This window comes from Rhizobium leguminosarum bv. trifolii WSM2297 (genome assembly GCF_000271845.1).
Map to the genome: position 1 here is coordinate 1,590,813 of NZ_JH719395.1, position 17,233 is coordinate 1,608,045.

General features: G+C 61.5%; 17 protein-coding genes and 2 pseudogenes. 12 read left to right on the plus strand and 7 right to left on the minus strand.

The features are described 5' to 3' along the window. Positions 1 to 39: 39 nt before the first annotated feature. Positions 40 to 786, minus strand: coding sequence for a glucose 1-dehydrogenase (locus tag RLEG4DRAFT_RS23140; protein WP_003580411.1), 747 nt, complete (start codon positions 784 to 786; stop codon positions 40 to 42). A 107-nt stretch (positions 787 to 893) separates the two neighbouring features. Here RLEG4DRAFT_RS23140 and RLEG4DRAFT_RS23145 point away from each other — a divergent pair, with 107 nt between their 5' ends. Continuing rightward, entirely contained in the window at positions 894 to 1,238 is a 345-nt protein-coding gene (locus RLEG4DRAFT_RS23145) for an ArsR/SmtB family transcription factor (protein ID WP_003580412.1), read from the plus strand. Positions 1,239 to 1,346: 108 nt separating this feature from the next. Here the strand turns inward: RLEG4DRAFT_RS23145 and RLEG4DRAFT_RS47175 are convergent, their stop codons facing one another. Both RLEG4DRAFT_RS47175 and RLEG4DRAFT_RS23155 read right to left on the minus strand, forming a co-directional pair. Next, positions 1,347 to 1,703, minus strand: coding sequence for a hypothetical protein (locus RLEG4DRAFT_RS47175; protein ID WP_003580416.1), 357 nt, complete (start codon positions 1,701 to 1,703; stop codon positions 1,347 to 1,349). 370 nt (positions 1,704 to 2,073) lie between these two features. After that, entirely contained in the window at positions 2,074 to 2,562 is a 489-nt protein-coding gene (locus RLEG4DRAFT_RS23155) for a RidA family protein (RefSeq protein ID WP_037094053.1), read from the minus strand. 248 nt (positions 2,563 to 2,810) lie between these two features. Here RLEG4DRAFT_RS23155 and RLEG4DRAFT_RS23160 point away from each other — a divergent pair, with 248 nt between their 5' ends. Continuing rightward, a complete protein-coding gene (locus RLEG4DRAFT_RS23160) occupies positions 2,811 to 3,506 on the plus strand; it encodes a TetR/AcrR family transcriptional regulator (RefSeq protein ID WP_003580422.1) in 696 nt (231 codons plus the stop codon). Between the two features lie 74 nt (positions 3,507 to 3,580). Here RLEG4DRAFT_RS23160 and RLEG4DRAFT_RS47180 read toward each other — a convergent pair whose 3' ends face one another. Together RLEG4DRAFT_RS47180 and RLEG4DRAFT_RS23165 are read right to left on the minus strand one after the other, a co-directional pair. After that, complete coding sequence (locus RLEG4DRAFT_RS47180) at positions 3,581 to 4,006, minus strand: tetratricopeptide repeat protein (protein WP_245277974.1); 426 nt, start codon at positions 4,004 to 4,006, stop codon at positions 3,581 to 3,583. After that, complete coding sequence (locus tag RLEG4DRAFT_RS23165; RefSeq protein WP_245277975.1) at positions 3,951 to 4,952, minus strand: tetratricopeptide repeat protein; 1,002 nt, start codon at positions 4,950 to 4,952, stop codon at positions 3,951 to 3,953. The genes RLEG4DRAFT_RS47180 and RLEG4DRAFT_RS23165 overlap by 56 nt, the downstream gene beginning before the upstream one ends. An 81-nt stretch (positions 4,953 to 5,033) precedes the next feature. On the opposite strand from RLEG4DRAFT_RS23165, the gene RLEG4DRAFT_RS23170 reads away from it, so the two are divergent. From RLEG4DRAFT_RS23170 to RLEG4DRAFT_RS23195, 6 genes are all read left to right on the plus strand, one after another. Further along, the gene (locus RLEG4DRAFT_RS23170) at positions 5,034 to 5,309 is read left to right on the plus strand and encodes a DUF4242 domain-containing protein (protein ID WP_003580427.1); all 276 of its coding nucleotides are present in this window, start codon (positions 5,034 to 5,036) and stop codon (positions 5,307 to 5,309) included. A gap of 113 nt (positions 5,310 to 5,422) precedes the next feature. Beyond that, the gene (locus tag RLEG4DRAFT_RS23175; RefSeq protein WP_003580429.1) at positions 5,423 to 5,743 is read left to right on the plus strand and encodes a hypothetical protein; all 321 of its coding nucleotides are present in this window, start codon (positions 5,423 to 5,425) and stop codon (positions 5,741 to 5,743) included. A gap of 80 nt (positions 5,744 to 5,823) precedes the next feature. Beyond that, entirely contained in the window at positions 5,824 to 6,615 is a 792-nt protein-coding gene (locus RLEG4DRAFT_RS23180) for an aldolase (RefSeq protein WP_003580430.1), read from the plus strand. Between the two features lie 191 nt (positions 6,616 to 6,806). Then, entirely contained in the window at positions 6,807 to 8,720 is a 1,914-nt protein-coding gene (locus tag RLEG4DRAFT_RS23185) for an adenylate/guanylate cyclase domain-containing protein (RefSeq protein ID WP_003580433.1), read from the plus strand. A 540-nt stretch (positions 8,721 to 9,260) separates the two neighbouring features. After that, positions 9,261 to 9,758: a DinB family protein gene (locus RLEG4DRAFT_RS23190; protein ID WP_003580435.1), complete on the plus strand. Its 498-nt coding sequence runs from the start codon at positions 9,261 to 9,263 to the stop codon at positions 9,756 to 9,758. 391 nt (positions 9,759 to 10,149) lie between these two features. Further along, positions 10,150 to 11,940 (plus strand): ABC transporter ATP-binding protein, encoded by a 1,791-nt coding sequence (locus RLEG4DRAFT_RS23195; protein ID WP_003580438.1) that lies wholly within the window; start codon positions 10,150 to 10,152, stop codon positions 11,938 to 11,940. Between the two features lie 342 nt (positions 11,941 to 12,282). Here the strand turns inward: RLEG4DRAFT_RS23195 and RLEG4DRAFT_RS23200 are convergent, their stop codons facing one another. Next, positions 12,283 to 12,813: a dihydrofolate reductase family protein gene (locus RLEG4DRAFT_RS23200; RefSeq protein WP_003580440.1), complete on the minus strand. Its 531-nt coding sequence runs from the start codon at positions 12,811 to 12,813 to the stop codon at positions 12,283 to 12,285. 133 nt (positions 12,814 to 12,946) lie between these two features. Here RLEG4DRAFT_RS23200 and RLEG4DRAFT_RS23205 point away from each other — a divergent pair, with 133 nt between their 5' ends. From RLEG4DRAFT_RS23205 to RLEG4DRAFT_RS23215, 3 genes are all read left to right on the plus strand, one after another. Then, a complete protein-coding gene (locus tag RLEG4DRAFT_RS23205) occupies positions 12,947 to 13,252 on the plus strand; it encodes a hypothetical protein (protein ID WP_003569638.1) in 306 nt (101 codons plus the stop codon). Positions 13,253 to 13,445: 193 nt separating this feature from the next. Continuing rightward, positions 13,446 to 14,123: a winged helix-turn-helix domain-containing protein gene (locus tag RLEG4DRAFT_RS23210; protein ID WP_003580442.1), complete on the plus strand. Its 678-nt coding sequence runs from the start codon at positions 13,446 to 13,448 to the stop codon at positions 14,121 to 14,123. A 6-nt stretch (positions 14,124 to 14,129) separates the two neighbouring features. Continuing rightward, on the plus strand, positions 14,130 to 15,527 hold the full coding sequence (locus RLEG4DRAFT_RS23215) for a sensor histidine kinase (protein ID WP_003580443.1): 1,398 nt from the start codon (positions 14,130 to 14,132) through the stop codon (positions 15,525 to 15,527). Here RLEG4DRAFT_RS23215 and RLEG4DRAFT_RS23220 read toward each other — a convergent pair. Continuing rightward, positions 15,470 to 16,326, minus strand: a pseudogene (locus RLEG4DRAFT_RS23220) (glycosyltransferase family 25 protein). The gene RLEG4DRAFT_RS23215 and the pseudogene RLEG4DRAFT_RS23220 sit on opposite strands and share 58 nt — an antisense overlap. 565 nt (positions 16,327 to 16,891) lie before the next feature. Here RLEG4DRAFT_RS23220 and RLEG4DRAFT_RS39100 point away from each other — a divergent pair. After that, positions 16,892 to 17,233 (plus strand): annotated as a pseudogene (locus RLEG4DRAFT_RS39100) (IS4 family transposase); the annotation flags it as partial.

Genomic DNA, 17,233 nt, shown 5'->3' on the forward strand with positions numbered 1-17,233 from the left:
TATGCGCGCGCTCAAGAAGCGCGCGCTTTCAGTCCCATCTCAGCGGAAACCGCCGCTGGCGACCAGGCGTTCGCCGGTCAGCCAGCGGGCATCGTCGGAAGCAAGAAACACGGCAATGTCCGCAATATCGTCCGGCTGGCCGATGCGGCCGAGCGGCGTCTGGGCGACCATGGTCTGTTGCAAATCCGAGCCGATGACGCCGGCCGTATGCGTGCCTTCGGTCTCGACCATGCCCGGCAGGATGGCGTTGACGCGGATCTTGCGCGGGCCAAGCTCCTTGGCAAGCACGCTGTTGATTCCCTCGACGGCGCCCTTGGTGCCGGTGTAGACGGCCGAGGCCGGCAGCCCCAGGCTGGTGACCACCGAGGAGATGTTGATGACGCTGCCGCCCTCGCCGAGATGTTTGGCCGCCGCCTGGGTGGTCAGCAGAACGCCGAGAACATTGACGTCGAACATGCGGCGATAGTGCTCCTCGGTCACCTCGCCGATCGGGGCGAATTCATAGACGCCGGAGTTGTTGACCAGCACGTCGAGCTTGCCGAATTCCTTGACCGCGGCATCGACCACGCCCTGCGCCTGTTCGGATTTGGACACATCGCCCTGCACCGCGATCGCCTTGCCGCCGGCCGCCCCGATCGCCGCAACCACGGCATCCGCTCCCGCCTTGCTCGAGGCGTAATTCACCACCACTTGTGCACCTTCGGCTGCGAATGCCTTGGCGATCGCAGCGCCGATGCCTTTGGAGGCGCCCGTGACCACAGCAACCTTTCCCGTGAGCTTAGCCATATCTCAATCCTTCTGATCCGGACTGCCGCCGGAATTGGCGGTCTTGTTCCGTAGATCAGAAATTCGGAACTGTTGATCTTAATGTCAAGGCACGCTATATAAAATTCATGAGACCGCTGTTTCACCCCGCCCTTGAAGACATCCGGCCCGAAGCGATCCTCTATGCGCTTTCGGATCCGGAGCGCGTTGCCATCTACGCGCAGCTTGCCGGCGCCTCCGGTGGCGGCACCTGTTCGGCGCTCGCCCAGCTCGGCGACCGGGTCATCCCCAAGTCATCGCTGTCGAACCATTTCAAGGTATTGCGCGAATCCGGGCTGATCCTCAGCGAGCGCCAGGGTATCGAGATGCACAATCAAACCCGCTGCACCGAGCTGGACGAGCGCTTCCCGGGGCTGATCAAGGCCATTCTGCTGGCCTACGCACAGATCCCCGGGCAGCCGAAGGCGGGTTGACGGCACTGGAGCCATCCAGGAAAAGTGCGAAGCGGTTTTCCGACCGGAATACGTAAAAACAAAAGGCCAGAGCGAAGGCAAGCTAGCGGGTCCCGCTTGCAAGGCTGGTCAGGAACTGTCAGGCGGCGAGAAGAAGCAGTTTACGTCGTTTTCCGTCGGATGAAGGCAGATATGATACCGGCCATCTCCGGAGGGGATTTCGTTCCCATACGGGATGAAGAACAGGTGTGGCTGTGTCGCGAGGTAGTGGTCCCCCGGATGCAGGAAGACGGAAAAGCCGCGAGGCCCTCGACTGATGCCCTGAGTGGGAATGGCCTGGCAATCTCCAACCAGACCCTGAGCTCTGCAGCACGCAGGAGGATAGGTCCAGCCGCTCTTTGCTTCATGGGCGTCGGTTCGAACGATAGTGCAGACGGAGATCGCCCCAACTGTGATCAGGTGTAATGCTGATGTGGCGAGTGTCATTGCATACCTCCTTGGAGGCAGCCCCTCGAAAAACGCCGCGAGGTTGCGCACTGATTTCCAAAACGCGCGATCTTTTCGATACCTCGATTGGTTGTTTTTGCTACTAACCTGCGCCTGAAGAGCCAGGCCGATGTTCGACCCGCCTCTTCATGTGCCGCCACGCATCACGGCAATGGATCAGGATACAGCGCGGCTGCGTGGAAGTGAAATCAAACTTCTGCTGCGCCGACCACACGGAGTACCTACGTTTGCATAGCAAAGCTTTGAACCAAAGTTTGATATTCCACATTTAGGTTAGGGGCTGGGGAGCGGTCTACGCTCCCGTAAACCGTTCCAGCCTGATCAAGCGCCGCGCCAGTCCTGGCCGCGGCTAGTCCAAAACGACGACGGCTTCGACCTCGAAGAGCATCGGGTCGATCGCCAGTTTGGGCACCGGAATCAAAGTCTGCGCCGGCAGCGCTGCGCCGAACATCGCCTTGACGTTTTCGGTCAGAACCGCAAGCTTCGACATATCGTGGTCGACGACGAAGACCGTCAGTTTGGCGACCTGATCGGGCCTGGCGCCAAGCGCATCCAAGGCGGTGCGCAAATTCGCATAGGCCTGCTTCACCTGGACGGCGAAATCCGGCGACAGGGCCCCGGTGCTGTCCTGCCCGCCCTGACCGGAGATATAGGCCAGCCGGCCTTGCCGCGGCACGATCACCGCCGTGCTGTAGCCGTTCGGCGTGGGGTCGTAGAGGGTTTTCGGGTTGACGATCTGAAGCTCGAGATCGTTCGCATTGGCTGTCGTCGCAGCCGGAATTCCAATGGTCATGATGAGGAGCCCTCCAATGAGCAGGTGCTTGTTTGCGCGTGACATGATTTTCTCTTGAACCGTGAGCTATGGCCGATACGAGGTGACTCGTACGACGTACGATTAACTTGCACCGTACATCGTACGAGTCAATCCGGCAGGATCGACATTCATCGCATTGTCGGCTTAAATCGACGCTCTCGATCAGCGAATGCTTGCCGCTCGGAAGTGTGCTTCCGGGATAACGACATGCACAAAACAAAGGCCGAAAGCGCGTGGCATCAAGATTGATGCGACGCGCTTGGGAAAAACGGATGGCAGCCAAACGCAGCGGCGGGCAGAGCAAGCGGTCTGAACGTAACGTGTCTCCTCCATCCGAGGCGGAGCCGCGCAGTGAACAGCCCCTCTCGCTGGAACGGATCGTGGCAACCGCGATCGATCTGCTGGATGCCGAAGGCATTGACGGATTGAAGATGCGCCGGCTGGCCGATCGCCTCGGCGCCGGTGCGATGAGCCTCTATTGGCACGTCGGCAACAAGGAGGAGGTCTTCGATCTGGCGCTCGATTCGGTGCTGGCATGTCGCGGCCCGGCGCCAGCGGATGAGGCTCACGACTGGCGCGGAGACGTCGTTCATATGCTCGAAGACTGGCGCGCCTGCATGCTGCGCCATCCCTGGTCGGCGGCGCTTTTGCCGCGCCGGGCGCTCGGCCCGAACATCCTTTTTCGCATGGAACTGCTGAGCAGCACCCTGTCCAGAGCCGGCGTGGCGGACGCCGACCTGAACGTCGCAATATGGTCGCTCTGGAATTATGTGATCGGCGCGACCACCACCCGGGCAAGCTTCGAACTCTCCGACGAAGACAGAGCCGCCGCGCAGCAGCGCCTCTCGGCTCTCAGCCAACACTACCCGACAATCGAACGCTCCCGGCTGCTGCTGGACAATGATTGGGACGGCGCCTTCAGCAAAGGCCTCGACTTCCTGCTCGATGGCCTGGTGCCCAAACAATGAAATTCGTCATTTGCTGCTGGTTCGGAGCGATCACGAAGAAGGCCCGGTGCTGGCCTAAAGCGCGCAACATCAGATCAACCTGAAGAGAGTTCGTCTGATTTCCTGGCATATCGTTCAGCCTGTTCTTCCTCGCCCATCGCTGCCAGCAGAAGGGATAGGTTCCGATATGTCTGCGGCTCGAAGGGACGCAATCTTATAGCGCTGAGATAATGCGACTTTGCATCCGATAGATCGCCCTTCTCGTGAAGAAGAACCCCCAGATTATTGTGGGCTTCCGCGTATCCCGGCGACAATTTCAAGGCTGCACGATAATGTAATTCTGCCGCATCGACGTCCCGCCCTTCGAGAAGCATCGCGTAGTTGTAGTGAGCTTCGGCGTAATCCGAGCTCAGCTCCAGCGCGTATCTGTAATGCGATTCAGCCTCTTCCGCGGCACCGTGCTTCTCAAGGAAGACACCGAAATTGTTGTGCGCTTCGGCAAAGCTGGGCCGAAGCCGCAATGCCTCTTGGAAGTGCTGATGCGCTTCGAACCGATCTCCCCATTCGTCGAAAAGACCAGCCAGACTCCACATAGTCTGGGCGACACTTCAGGGCCTGCCGATAATGCGCCGTCGCTTCATCAGGGCGGTCAGTTTCTTGAAGAAGTATCGCCAAGTTGTAGTGAGCTTCCGGATAGTGCGGCCAGAGACGAACGGCATCCAGATAGCGGGCTTCGGCGGCGGTTCTGTCACCAGCGGCTTTCAGGATGACGCCGAGGTTGTTGTGCGCTTCCGGATAGTCCGCACGAAGCTCCAATGCCTTTTCGTAGCAATGCCGCTCCTCTTCCAACGCCCGCCCATCCGTGCCGGCGATCCCGGCCCCTTTCAAGAACCAGTCTTCGGCTGTCATCCGCTCTTCGGACCGTGCAGCAAGTGCCGTGTGGTCGACTGACACGATCCGATAGAGATGCCGCCTCGGCAGGTAATCGCCTTTGAGCTCGAAGACGTCGACCTCGTGGAAGAGATAGACCGGCAAATCGATGAGATCGAGGACGGTCTGCGTGACGAAGAGAGTATCGGGCTCGGCGCATGATTCCACCCGCTTCGCGATGTTCAGGGCACGACCGATCCAGGCATCGTCATCGTGCATTCGGGAGCACTCACCGAAGTGGCAACCCACCCGGATTGGAAGGTCGTGCGCCTGGCTGGACGTCAAGTGACGCCGCCGTTGCTTCCAATAGGCGATTAGCTTCAACGAGAAGTGGACTGCTACATCAGCAGATTCGAATAGATAAAGATGCCCGTCGCCTGTAAAGTTCTCGTGTCGCCGTCCGTATTGGCTGGCAAGCATCTGAGACAGGTATCGATATTCCGCAATTGCGTTGGTGATCGTGTCGCGCGAAACCCTGTTCCAAACCGCTGAGTGTCGGACGAGGTCAGTGAATACGGCGGCAAAGTAGATGTCCATTCGCAACGGCCGGAAGTTCAAAGCGATCGTGCAACATGTTCAAACGCTTGCTGTTCATCGCTCAATCTAAGGACAATCATCATGCCACAATACATGGTCGAAAGACACCTGCCAGGAATCACGCCCGAACAGCTCAGTGCGGCGGCGTCGCGCGCGAAGAACGTCACCGCGGAGATGACCAGCCAGGGTAAGCCAGTACGTTATCTTCGCTCGACATTCGTACCGTCCGAGGAACGATCATTCTGCCTGTTCGATGCTTCGTCGGAGCAAGACGTCAAGGAGGCAAACGAGCGCGCCGAGATCCCACTGTTGAGAATTACCGAAGTTAAGCACATTTCGGCCGATGACGTGGTCTAGCGCGGCCATCGCCGACACAAGCGCAAACGATGCAATGAGCGCTTCGGGCCGAAAGTTGCCCGCCGCGCGCCTTGCGTAGCTGGAATCATCTACGGCTATCGGAGGATCATGATATGAAGGTCTTGCTCACTCGAAAGGCGCTGAACGAAGTCCGCAGGTTCGGTGAATACATGTCGCGAAGCGAGCGCGATAGGGAATTGATACCATCGATTGAATGGGCATTGCCGGCTGTGTCCACCAACGAAACGACCGGGCAGGTCACCGAGCTCGGCATCCATCTTTATTTGGGAGCGCTGGAGGCTGACAAGCTGCAGGGACGGATGGTCCTGAAGCAGGAAGGCGTAACCTTTGCGCTTGCCTTGCCCAAGGAGGCCGAACGGCTTGCCTATGTTAAAATCGACTATGCCGGGCGCGATTTCTTTATCAGCAGTTAGCCCGCAAACTGGGCTTGATGCCAGGATCATGCGGGCGTAATTCGAATAAGCTCTCCGCGACACCAATCTGAAACGATCCCATGGCCCACTCGCTCAACACGACCCCCTCGCCCGCCGCCGGCCCCAACCAGCCGACACTCGATACGAAGGAAATCTGGCAGGCCCGCGTGGATCTGGCAGCCTGCTTCCGGATGGCGGCAAGGCTCGGCATGGAGGAAGGGATCTGCAACCACTTCTCGGCCGTGGTTCCCGGTTATGACGACCTGTTCATCGTCAATCCCTATGGCTACGCCTTCGCCGAACTGACGGCTTCGATGTTGTTGATCTGCGATTTTCACGGCAACGTCGTGTCGGGCAGCGGTCAGCCCGAGGCCACCGCCTTTTACATCCACGCCAGGATTCACAAGAATATTCCGCGCGCCAAGGCGGCGTTCCACACCCATATGCCCTATGCCACCGCCCTTTCGATGACCGAAGGCGAGCCGCTGATCTTTGCCGGGCAGACCGCGCTGAAATTCTATGGACGCACAGCCGTCGACCGCGATTACAACGGTCTGGCGCTCGATGCGCGCGAGGGCGATCGGATCGCTGCAGCGATCGGCGATGCCGATATCGTCTTCATGAAGCACCACGGCGTGATGGTCTGTGCACCCAATATCGCCGAGGCCTGGGACGACCTCTATTATCTCGAGCGCGCCTGCGAGGTGCAGACGCTGGCTTTGTCGACGGGCCGCCAGGTCCTTGCCGTCGCACCTGAGATCGCCGAAGCGGCCTATCGGCAGATGCGCGAAGGAGACCCGGAGTCGGCCCGGCTGCATCTGCAGGCGGTGAAACGCACGCTCGATCGCAGCGAGCCCGACTATAAAAGCTGAGCCCACCCCTCCTCAAAGCGGGAGAGCTGATATCGCCAGCTTGTGCAAGTCTTCAAAAAGCAGTTAGCTGATATCGTCGGGTATGTTCGTTGCCGCTTGCCAAAGCTCTGCAAGGCAGGCCGACAAGCAGGCCCGCAAAACAGGTATTGCGCTATACTGCTGAGACGTGTCCGCATTTCGGGGGAAATCGCGTGCGCTGGTCCAAACCCCTAAGACTGCATCTCGGCGTCCTCGTCGTCGCGTCGCTGCTTTTTACGTCGGCGCCGATCATCTGGATGGCGTTCAGCCATGGCAGCGAGGCAGCCGTCAGCGCCGGCGCGCAGCAGATGCGTCAGATGAGCCTGCGGCTGATCGAGGGATACCGCAATGCGCTGCAGGGCGGCACCGAGGCGGTGGCGCTGGCAACCACCCTGCCGCAGCTCGTTTCCCCGCCGCCTCAGGATATCCAGGCAAAACAGCAATTCTTTCAGGAGGTTCTCAGAAACGTCCCGAACGCCACCAGCATTTACGCCGGCTATCCCGATGGCTCCTACCTGCAGGTGATCAATACGGCCCGGCGCGACGTCCGCCAGACGCTCGCCGCACCCGATGGCACGGCTTTCGCGATCCGGATGATCGCCCGCAGACCAGCGGCCGATACCATCTCGACGCTCGGTTTTCTCGACAGCGATACAAAGATGATCGGGGAGCGCAATGTCGAGGATAGATCGTTCGATCCGCGGCAAAGCCCCTGGTATCAATCGGTGATTCAAGACGGCGCGCCGGTTTCCGTCGGCCCCTATGTCACCGGAACGCTCAAAGTTCCAACGCTGGCGATCGCAGCCCCGATGCGGGAGGACGGCCAGGTCGTCATCGGCATCAACATTCACCTGCAGACCGTCAGCCGGCTGCTGGATGCAGCTGAGATTTCGCCGCATGCCCGGGCCTACATCATCGATGCCGGCGGCAATCTCGTCGCCCATTCCGACCCTGATATCATGCGCAGGATCATCGCATTGTGGTCGAGAACCTCAGGGGCCTTTGCCGCGACGGCAAACAGTTTCGACCCGAGCCTCGAAACCGTGGCGCAGCTGACGCAGGATCCGGCCTTTGCCGACGGCGGCCTGGCGCGGGTCGATTTCGACGGCGAAACCCATCTGGTACAGATCGCCCCGGTCGGCGTGTCGGGCCTGTTTATGGGAAGCAAGGCCGCAATCGTCGTGCCGCTGGAGGATCTGGTGGCTGTGGCCAATCGGCTGCTGGTGCGCAATCTTTTCGTTGCCGCCGCCTTCGTGCTCGCCGGTGTCGCCGCATCCGTCGCGCTGTCTCGCATGGTCAGCCGCTCTCTCTATCGCCTGGCCGACGAGGCGCGCAGGATCGGCGATCTGGATGTCAGCGAGAAGGGCGAGTCGCATTCGTGGATATCGGAGATCAACACGCTGGCGAATGCGCTGGTCGCCAGCCGTCATGCCATCGGTCAGTTTGCCCTCTATGTGCCGCGTGAAGTGGTCCGGCAGATCGTCAATCCCGAAACGAGAACGATCGTCAGGGCGAAGCGGCAGGATGTCACCGCACTGTTCACCGACATCAAGGACTTCACGACCATCTCCGAACAACATTCGCCCGAGGAGGTGGTCGACACCCTTTCGGCCTATTTCGAACTGCTGAACACCATCGCCGAACGCCATGGCGGCACCGTCGTGCAATATCTCGGCGATTCCATTTTCGTCATGTGGAACGCCCCGGTCGACGATATCAGACATGCCGAAAACGGCTGTCGATGCGCGCTGGCCATGAAAGCGGCGATCGACGACCTGAACGAAGCCAATCTCAGGAATGGCCGCCCCGAACTCGTCACCCGATTTGGATTGCACACCGGCCCGGCCGTCGTCGGCAGCTTCGGCGCCATTTCGCGGCAGCAATACACGGCGATGGGCGATACGATCAATGTCGCGTCACGGCTGGAAGGATTGAACAAGGAGCTCAACACATCGATCCTGGTCAGCACCGCCACCCGCAACGCCGTCGCCGACCGCTTCGACTTCCGCCCCCTCGGTCTCGCCCCCCTCAAGGGCCGCGCCGAGAAGGTCGACATATGGGAGCTTGTCGGGGAGATCAAAGACTGAGGATCAGTCGATGGTATTGATTCTATTGAATTTCTGCCGGTTTTTGCGGCGCCGCTCATCCGCCTGCCGGCACCTTTTCCCCGCTTGCGGGTGATTTGCCGCAACCTCTCCGTCCCTCGCCAACCTCTCGCAGGGCACGTCCCCTCTCCCCGTCATTACGGGGAGAGGGTTAGGGTTAGGGGCAGCCATCCGCCTCGGCCGGACAGGCCTGGCCTTGAGCCCGGGATCTGGAGGGGCGGCGTGGATCCTCGGGTCAAGACCGAGGAGGACGGAGGGTGGGATGAGCTCAGCGGCAATTCAGCGACGGGTTGCGTGGAGCCTCCCGCGACTGCAGCGCGCCATGAGCGGGCGTCCCTCAAAAAGGAAAATCTCATCCGGCATTTGCGCCGATGCTGCTTTAGGATAGACTGATCGGTGTCCGTGCCGAATAGCACGGCGCGCCTTTCATTGGCGCAGGCGACAGAGCACGAACGCCCCCATGGGTCTTCCCCGCCATTCGCCGATCTCCCCCCACATCGCTAACCATTGGAGCCCGAGACAATGATCTCAGCTGGATATTGCCGACTCATGGCCCGCTACAACAGCTGGCAGAATAGCTCTCTCGTCACCGCCGCCGACGGGCTGACGCATGCCGAGCGCTGGAAGGATCGCGGGGCGTTCTTCCAATCGATCGCAGCAACGCTGAACCATCTTTATTGGGCCGACGCCCTGATACTGGAGCGATTGAAGGGCAATGAGCGCCCCGAGGAAAACATCACCCACTCGCTGACAAGCCCATCGGATTGGCACGCCTTCAAGACCCTGCGTCTGCAACGCAATGCTGAAATCGAAGCCTGGGCGGAACGATTGCGCGACGCGGAGCTTGACGGCATGCTTGTCTGGTATCCCGGCGACGGAGCGAGGCGGGTCGAGAAGCCGAAGGCGCAGTGTGCGATCGAACTCTTCAACCATCAGACCCACCACCGCGGCCAGATCCACGCGATGCTGACGGCAGCGGGCGCAAAACCGGAGCCGACCGACCTTTCGGCTCTGGCATAACATGCCCGGTATCGGCTCGGAGAAACTGGCGGCAAGCGGCGCTCGCATAAACCTGCACGTTACAGATTGTGTCGTTTTCGCATCACTTTCTGTCAGGTTGTAATTTCCCGGTTGGCAAGCGCCATTGCCTTCGCTACAAGAGGCTTACCGCGTCAGATCGAACATAAGGGAGGCATTGCATGAAATCAGTATTCACCAAAATCCTCCCGTGCGGAATGACCCGACGCTAGGTCATTTCCATTCGCGGCCCGCCTCGAGCGCGCCCGACATGCGGTTTTCTCCCTTCATAGCCCGATTGATCTGACGGGATCATTTCGTCTCCCGCTTGGGCTGTGCCATTTAACTCTCGTTTTTGAGGACCGGTTGCCGATATGCGGCCGGGTTGGTTCAAATGACTCGCAAGAAGCTCGATTTCCGCGCCGATGCCTATCGCAACGTGCTCGGCTTTATCTTTCATCATTGGACCCACCGGCCTGATTTGGTGGGGTTGATCATCGTGCTGGTGATATCGAGCACGCTGGCCGAAGTCATGGTGCCGGTGTTCTCCGGCCAGATCGTCGATGCCATCGCCGGCACGAATGCGGCCGACGGCGCGCTCAGCGCCTTCGTCATCGTCGTTGCTCTGGGCTTCACCAGCGTGGCGCTGCGCTATTTCATCTTCAACGGCATCATCCGGCTGACGCTGCGCACCATGGCGGATGTGACCAATGGCGGCTTCCACAAGGTGCAGCGCTTCTCCACCGATTGGCACGCCAACAGCTTTGCCGGCTCGACCGTGCGCAAGATCACGCGCGGCATGTGGGCGCTGGATTCGCTCAACGACCTGCTGCTGGTCGCCCTCTTGCCGTCGATCGTCATGCTGGTCGGCGCCAGCATCGTGCTCGGCAGCTATTGGCCGGTCATGGGGCTGATCGTCAGTCTGGGATCGCTGGTCTATATCGGCGTGACCGTGGCGCTTTCGATGGGCTTCGTGTCGCCGGCGGCAAGGCTTGCCAATGCCTGGGATACCAAGCTCGGCGGCGCGCTGGCCGATGCGATCAGCTGCAACTCGGTGGTCAAGGCATTCGGCGCCGAAAGCCGCGAGGAGATCCGGCTCGGCCGCGTGCTCGGCACGTGGGACAGCCGCACGCGGCGGACATGGAAGCGCGGCACGTTGAGCGGCACGATCCAGGGCTTCATGATGGTCTCCATGCAGGCCGGCATCCTGGGAACGGGCCTCATCATGTGGCAGCAGGGGCTGGCGACGCCTGGCGACGTCACCTTCGTGCTGGCGATGTTCTTCGTCCTGCAGGGCTATCTGCGCAATGTCGGCCAGGACATCCGCAATCTGCAGCGTGCCGTCAACGACATGGAAGAGCTGGTGCTGCTCGACAAGATGCCGCTCGGGATCGAGGACAGGCCGGGCGCCACACCGATCCAGATTGGCAAGGGCGAGATCGTCTTCGATCGCATCACCTTCCAATATGGCGCTCATCCGAGCCCGCTTTATGAGGACTTTTCGGTCACCATCAAGCCGGGCGAGCGTGTGGGGCTGGTCGGGCATTCGGGTTCGGGCAAGACGACCTTCGTCAAGCTCATCCAGCGCCTTTACGACGTCAATTCGGGCGCAATCCGCATCGACGGGCAGGATATCGCCCAAGTCAGGCAATCCAGCCTGCGCAGCCAGATCGCCATCGTGCAGCAGGAGCCGATCCTGTTTCACCGCACGCTGGCCGAAAACATCGCCTATAGCAGGCCGAGTGCCTCGCGGCGCGAGATCGAGCAGGCGGCAAAACAGGCGAGCGCCCATGAGTTCATCATGAGCCTTCCCAAGGGCTATGAGACGATGGTGGGAGAACGCGGCGTCAAACTGTCGGGCGGCGAACGGCAGCGCGTCGCCATCGCCCGCGCTTTCCTCGCCGATGCGCCGATCCTGATCCTCGACGAGGCGACATCAAGCCTCGACAGCGAGAGCGAAGTGCAGATCCAGCAGGCGATGGAACGGCTGATGGACGGCCGCACCACACTTGTCATCGCCCATCGCCTGTCCACAGTGCGGGCGCTCGACCGGCTGCTGGTCTTCGACAAGGGCGAGATCGCCGAAGAAGGCGACCACCAGGCGCTGATCCGCCGCCACGACGGCATCTACCGCCGGCTGTTCGAGCGGCAGGCGCTGGAGCTGACCAAGGGCCTGGTGGCCTGAACCGAAACGCCAGGGTTTTGCCCTGGCGTTTCCGTACTGTGGTTCCATAGCTGATCGTCATTGGCACCATGCCGTGTGGCCCCCTCATCCGACCCTGCGGGCCACCTTCTCCCCCCGCTGGAGAGAAGAGGGAGAATGCCGCTTCGCCATCGACTCCATTGGATGGAGTGCCATGGAGAAAAGGATTTCGTTTTGGCAGAGTCGGCGCGCCTTGCTCCCCTCTTCTCCCCAGCGGGGGTCCGAAGGACGGGTCGAGACCCGTGGCTCGACCCCGGTGGGGTGGCCCGAAGGGTCGGATGAGGGGGCTACACGGCACCACTTTCACTTTAGCCCAATCCCCCATCAACCAGGAACATACGTCAACCGCACCGCCTCCCCGCCGATCAAATCGCTGGCGACAAGGCGCAGCCGCGGCCGCGGACCGGTGAAGAACGGCTTGCCGCGGCCGAGCACCACCGGGTGAAAGTAGAGCCGATACTCGTCGATCAGGCCAAGGTCGGTCAGACTTCCCGCCAGCTCCGGCCCGCCGACTTGAATTTCCCCGCCAAGCCCCGCCTTCAGCCCGCGGATCACCGTCTCGATGTCCTGCGCGATCAGCGTGGCATTGGGTCCGACCGACGTCAACGAGCGCGACACGACCCATTTCGGCTGGCTCCGCCATGCGATTGCAAACTCGCGCAGCTCCGGGGTCCATTCGGCATGGTCTTCGTCCCAGTAGCGCATCGCCTCGTACAGGCGGCGGCCATAGAGGCTTCCCGTCAGGCCGCGCACGTGCTCGATCCAGTGGCGAAAGAGGACGGGATCGGGCGCAAATTCCTGGTGATCGACATAGCCGTCCAGGGAGATGTTCATTCCGAAGACAAGCTTCGCCATGCGCTAATTCTCCATCCCGGGACATCAGGATAGCTTAAACTGCCATCGATAGCGAACGACCCCAAAAAGTTTGAGTTGACCGCTTTCGATGGCGAGGCGACAGTTGCAGCTGCAGCAAGGCAGGAGGCAAAAAATGGACGAGGCAGACCGTTGGCGCAGCATGGCCAGCGCACCGAAAGACGGCAGTCGGATCCTGGTCACCATCCGCCCGTCCGAACAGGGGCCGGCGGAAGTTGACCTCGCCTATTGGTCGCATGGCGATCAGTTCGGCGCAGAAGGCTGGCGCGCCTCGGATTCCTCTCCCGGCCAGATCATCGAATATGCCGAGCCGGAATTGAAGTGTTGGATGCCGATGCCCTCGGCCAATCTCGCGCGCCTCTCGATGCCCTCACCTTGGGAAGGCGACGACGCCCAGCAACTCGACGGGTCGGGGATTTAGGAAACGGGCTGAATAAGAGCAACGATAAGGCCAAGATCGGTCAGCCTTCCGGCGAGGGAATTCTAAAGCCCTGTGTCGGCGGGCGACGCTGACTCGTCGCCTAACGCCCGCCCCACCTTACCAATCCGTAAGTTGTCGCTCAGCCGTCCGCTCCGCTAGATTGCCCGCACACCTGCCGGGAATGATCGGGCTGATGCGGATCCTGCTTATCGAGGACGATCGGAAGACGTCCGATTATATCGCCAAGGGCCTTTCCGAAGCAGGCCATGTCTGCGACGTCATCGGCGACGGCCGCGATGGGCTGTTTCAGGCGCAGCGTGAGGCCTATGACGTTATCGTTGTCGATCGTATGCTGCCTGGGCTCGATGGGCTGGCGATCGTTCGCTCGCTCCGGGCGGCCAAGGTCGGCACCTCGGCGCTGTTCCTGACGTCGATCGGTGGCGTCGACGATCGGGTCGAGGGGCTGGAGGCGGGCGGCGACGACTATCTCACCAAGCCCTTTGCCTTCTCCGAGCTTCTGGCCCGCGTCAATGCGCTCGGCCGCCGGCCGCCGGTGCAGGAGCAGAAGACGGTGCTGAGGGTTGCCGATCTCGAGCTCGATCTGATCCGGCGCGAGGCGCGCCGCGCCGGCCAGGTGATCGAGCTGCAGCCGCGCGAATTCACCCTGCTCGAGGTGCTGATGCGCGGCGAAGGCCGGGTCATCACCAAGACGATGCTGTTGGAGCGCGTCTGGGATTTCCACTTCGATCCGAAGACCAGCGTCGTCGAAACCCATATCAGCCGCCTCAGGGCCAAGGTCGACAAGCCGTTCCAGGCCCAGCTTCTGCACACGGTCCGCAACACCGGATACAGCCTGCATGCCCCGCGCTAGATCAGAATGACGTTTCCCGACCGCAGCCATTTTTCGGCATCATTCTCCAGCCTGCGCCGGAGCACGCCGTTCCGGCTTGCCGTCACCTTCGGCGTGCTTTTCGTCGTCACCTTCTTTTTGAGCGGCGCGATCATCTATCACATGCTGAACCTCGGCCTTGGCCGCGATCTCGAACAGTCGCTCACCGAGATGAACTCACTGATTGTCTCGACCTACCAGCCCGGTGACACCGAGGATCTGATCAACACGCTGAACAATTATGCCAGCTTCCAGTCGACCTCCGACGGGCTTTATTCGCTGACCGACCATGCCGGCAAAAAACTCGCCGGCAATTTCGCCGCACCGCCGATCCCGAACGGCGTCTATACCGTCACCTCGCGCGATGTCGGGCTGAAGGGGCATGAGCGCTACCGGATGCAGGTGTCGACGCTCGGCCCCTACAGCCTGGTGGTCGGCGAAAACTTCAACGATGTCGAGGAGATGCTGAGGATCGTCCTGGTCAGTTTCGAATGGGCCGGCGCGATCGTCGTGGCAACGGCGATCGGCGGCGGCATGTTTCTGGCCCTTCGCGCCCAGGCGCGGCTGGACAGGGTGGCGCTGACCATGAACGAGGTCTCCCACGGCGCGCTTGACGCCCGCATTCCGATCAGCGGAAACGGCGACGATCTCGATACGGTGGCGATCCAGATCAACGCGGCGCTCGGGCGGCTGCAGACCCTGGTCGACAGCATGCGGCAGGTGAGCGCCGATATCGCCCACGATCTGAAAACGCCGCTCAACCGGCTGCGCCTGACGCTGGATGCGGCAGTGGCCGGCAACGACCGGCAGGCGGATGTCTCGGCCCTTCTCGACGAAGCCAGAAACGAGAGCGACCGGATCAACGCGACCTTCGAGGCGCTGCTGCGCATTTCGCAGATCGAGGCCGGCGCCCGCAAGGAGCGCTTCCAGGCGACCGATCTCGATGCCGTGCTGGCGACGATTTCCGAAGTCTATGTCGATGTCGCCGAAGACGCGCTGAAATCGCTGCGGATAACGGCGCGCTGTCCCGCCATCATCCGCGGCGACCGCGATCTGCTGACCCAGATGATCGCCAATCTGGTGGAGAATGCGATCAACCATTGCCCGGCCGGAACTGATATCGCGGTTTCGCTGCGCCGCCAGCACGATCGCGCCATCCTCTCGGTCGCCGATACCGGCCCGGGCATTCCGGCCGGCGAAAGGGAGAAGGTCTTTCGGCGGCTCTACCGGCTGGACAAGAGCCGCACGACACCCGGAAGCGGCCTCGGGCTCAGCCTCGTCAAGGCGATCGCCGAGCTGCATGCGGCTGAGATCAGCATGGCCGACAATCAGCCCGGCCTTATCGTCTCGATCGGCTTTCCGCTGCTCTCGACAGAACGGTCCTGACCTCTCATCCTCCACGCCGCGAGGCGGCTGAAGCGCAGCGCAAAGCGGCGTATTTCGGCCGCCGCGCGATAGGGCAACACGCTCCACGGCCGGCGGCGGCCAAGCCGGTAGGCCGAAAGCCCGGCCTGGATCTGCGAGCAGGGATCGGCCCTTTGACTGACCGGCAGCGGATCGACGAAGCAGGCGCTCAGCCCTCATCGAACTCCAGGTCGAAGGCGAGATCATATGGCAGCCGCATCGGCAGCATCGCCCCGGCAATCCAGCCGGCCGCCTTGCGGTTGATCAGATAGGCACCGGAGCCCTTCTCGCGGGTGAGCGCGATGACAAGCGAGTGCGACGCCGTCAGCCGCTCCACCCTGTGCTTTCGCCCGGTGTTGACGGTGGAAAGACGCAGGATGTCCCAGCGCGTCTGGTGTCGAAGGGCGGCCTCGATCACCTCGGCCAGATCGTCGTCGAAATCGAGGTCGTCTTCCAGCATGAGCGCGAATTCGGCATTGCCGGAGAGGAAGCGCCTGGCGCATTCGACATGGCTGAAAAAACAGCCGATCTCGAAAGGGTTCGGCCGGCGGCCGTGCCGGCTCACATAGGCGGCTTCGTCAAAATCCGGATGCGGCAGGCTGAGCGCCGCGCCATCCACCGCCGCCACCCGCTCAAACGCAAGACCGATGCCCACCAGCAGCCGCTCCATGCGAAACCGGCGCAAGGGCGCGCGGTCGAGATTGATCAGGTAGGTATCGACCCGCAGGCTGACCGGATGGATCGCCGGCATCAGGGCGGCAGGTGTGGCGCGCATATTCATGAGAAATCTAGCCTTCAACTTGGCAACAACTGCGCCAAGCCTGCGCCGGAAATCTCACGGGCACCTCGCCCGGACTATACATTTTCGTAAGGTGGCGCGTTGAACGCGGGGGATGGCGTTCTTACAAGTTCAATGCGCTATCGGCTCGCGGTTAAGCAGCGGAATGCCGCAGCGTGAAATCCGAGGAATGACGGCGGAGAAGTCGTGCCGTGGTAGCCCCCCTCTGCCCTGCCGGGCCCGGGGTCGAGCCACGGGTCTCGACCCGTCCTTCGGACCCCCCACAGGTGGGGAGATTGGCTGGGCGTGCTGGCTTCCTCAAACAACGGGCGTCTCCGTCCGGCGAGACGGTGGAGAGACGGGAAGGTCCCGCCACTTGCCGATCTCCCCACCTGTGGGGGAGATGCCCGGCAGGGCAGAGGGGGCTGCCACGGCAAGCCGGCCGTGTAGGAAGAACATTAGAACGCTTCCTCAAAACTGGGAGATCGCAGCATGCCCCTCACCCTAACCCTCATATGCGCTAGGTTAGGGCTGGACATGAGGAATCTGGTTATGATTCAAGCTTGGGATGACGATTCGTCCTGAGATTTTGGATCATTGGTCGGAAGTGAGCGCTTGGCTTCCGGCGGGTTTTGACCTGGAAGCAACGGCTCGGTTGCGCGGCGCTTTCACGCGGGTGCGGGAAATCAAGAACGCCGAGACGCTGTTGCGGCTGGCGCTTGCCTATGGCGGCCTTGGTATGTCGCTACGCGAGACCTGTGCATGGGCCGAAGCGGGCGGGATCGCCCGCTTGTCCGACCCATCGCTGCTCGAGCGGCTATGCAAAGCAGCCCCTTGGCTTGGCGACATCGTGGCCACGCTGATTGCCGAGCAGACTAAGGTGCCGGCAGGGCGCTGGGCGGGGTATCGC

What these genes read in the sequence shown, in the direction of transcription:
- RLEG4DRAFT_RS23215 (WP_003580443.1), top strand. Translation starts at nt 14,130, where the DNA reads ATGACGTTTCCCGACCGCAGCCATTTTTCGGCATCATTCTCCAGCCTG.
- RLEG4DRAFT_RS23205 (WP_003569638.1), top strand. Translation starts at nt 12,947, where the DNA reads ATGGACGAGGCAGACCGTTGGCGCAGCATGGCCAGCGCACCGAAAGAC.
- RLEG4DRAFT_RS23155 (WP_037094053.1), bottom strand. Translation starts at nt 2,562, where the DNA reads ATGTCACGCGCAAACAAGCACCTGCTCATTGGAGGGCTCCTCATCATG.
- RLEG4DRAFT_RS23200 (WP_003580440.1), bottom strand. Translation starts at nt 12,813, where the DNA reads ATGGCGAAGCTTGTCTTCGGAATGAACATCTCCCTGGACGGCTATGTC.
- RLEG4DRAFT_RS23210 (WP_003580442.1), top strand. Translation starts at nt 13,446, where the DNA reads ATGCGGATCCTGCTTATCGAGGACGATCGGAAGACGTCCGATTATATC.
- RLEG4DRAFT_RS23190 (WP_003580435.1), top strand. Translation starts at nt 9,261, where the DNA reads ATGATCTCAGCTGGATATTGCCGACTCATGGCCCGCTACAACAGCTGG.
- RLEG4DRAFT_RS23180 (WP_003580430.1), top strand. Translation starts at nt 5,824, where the DNA reads ATGGCCCACTCGCTCAACACGACCCCCTCGCCCGCCGCCGGCCCCAAC.
- RLEG4DRAFT_RS23145 (WP_003580412.1), top strand. Translation starts at nt 894, where the DNA reads ATGAGACCGCTGTTTCACCCCGCCCTTGAAGACATCCGGCCCGAAGCG.
- RLEG4DRAFT_RS23170 (WP_003580427.1), top strand. Translation starts at nt 5,034, where the DNA reads ATGCCACAATACATGGTCGAAAGACACCTGCCAGGAATCACGCCCGAA.
- RLEG4DRAFT_RS47175 (WP_003580416.1), bottom strand. Translation starts at nt 1,703, where the DNA reads ATGACACTCGCCACATCAGCATTACACCTGATCACAGTTGGGGCGATC.
- RLEG4DRAFT_RS23195 (WP_003580438.1), top strand. Translation starts at nt 10,150, where the DNA reads ATGACTCGCAAGAAGCTCGATTTCCGCGCCGATGCCTATCGCAACGTG.
- RLEG4DRAFT_RS23140 (WP_003580411.1), bottom strand. Translation starts at nt 786, where the DNA reads ATGGCTAAGCTCACGGGAAAGGTTGCTGTGGTCACGGGCGCCTCCAAA.
- RLEG4DRAFT_RS23175 (WP_003580429.1), top strand. Translation starts at nt 5,423, where the DNA reads ATGAAGGTCTTGCTCACTCGAAAGGCGCTGAACGAAGTCCGCAGGTTC.
- RLEG4DRAFT_RS23165 (WP_245277975.1), bottom strand. Translation starts at nt 4,952, where the DNA reads ATGGACATCTACTTTGCCGCCGTATTCACTGACCTCGTCCGACACTCA.
- RLEG4DRAFT_RS23160 (WP_003580422.1), top strand. Translation starts at nt 2,811, where the DNA reads ATGGCAGCCAAACGCAGCGGCGGGCAGAGCAAGCGGTCTGAACGTAAC.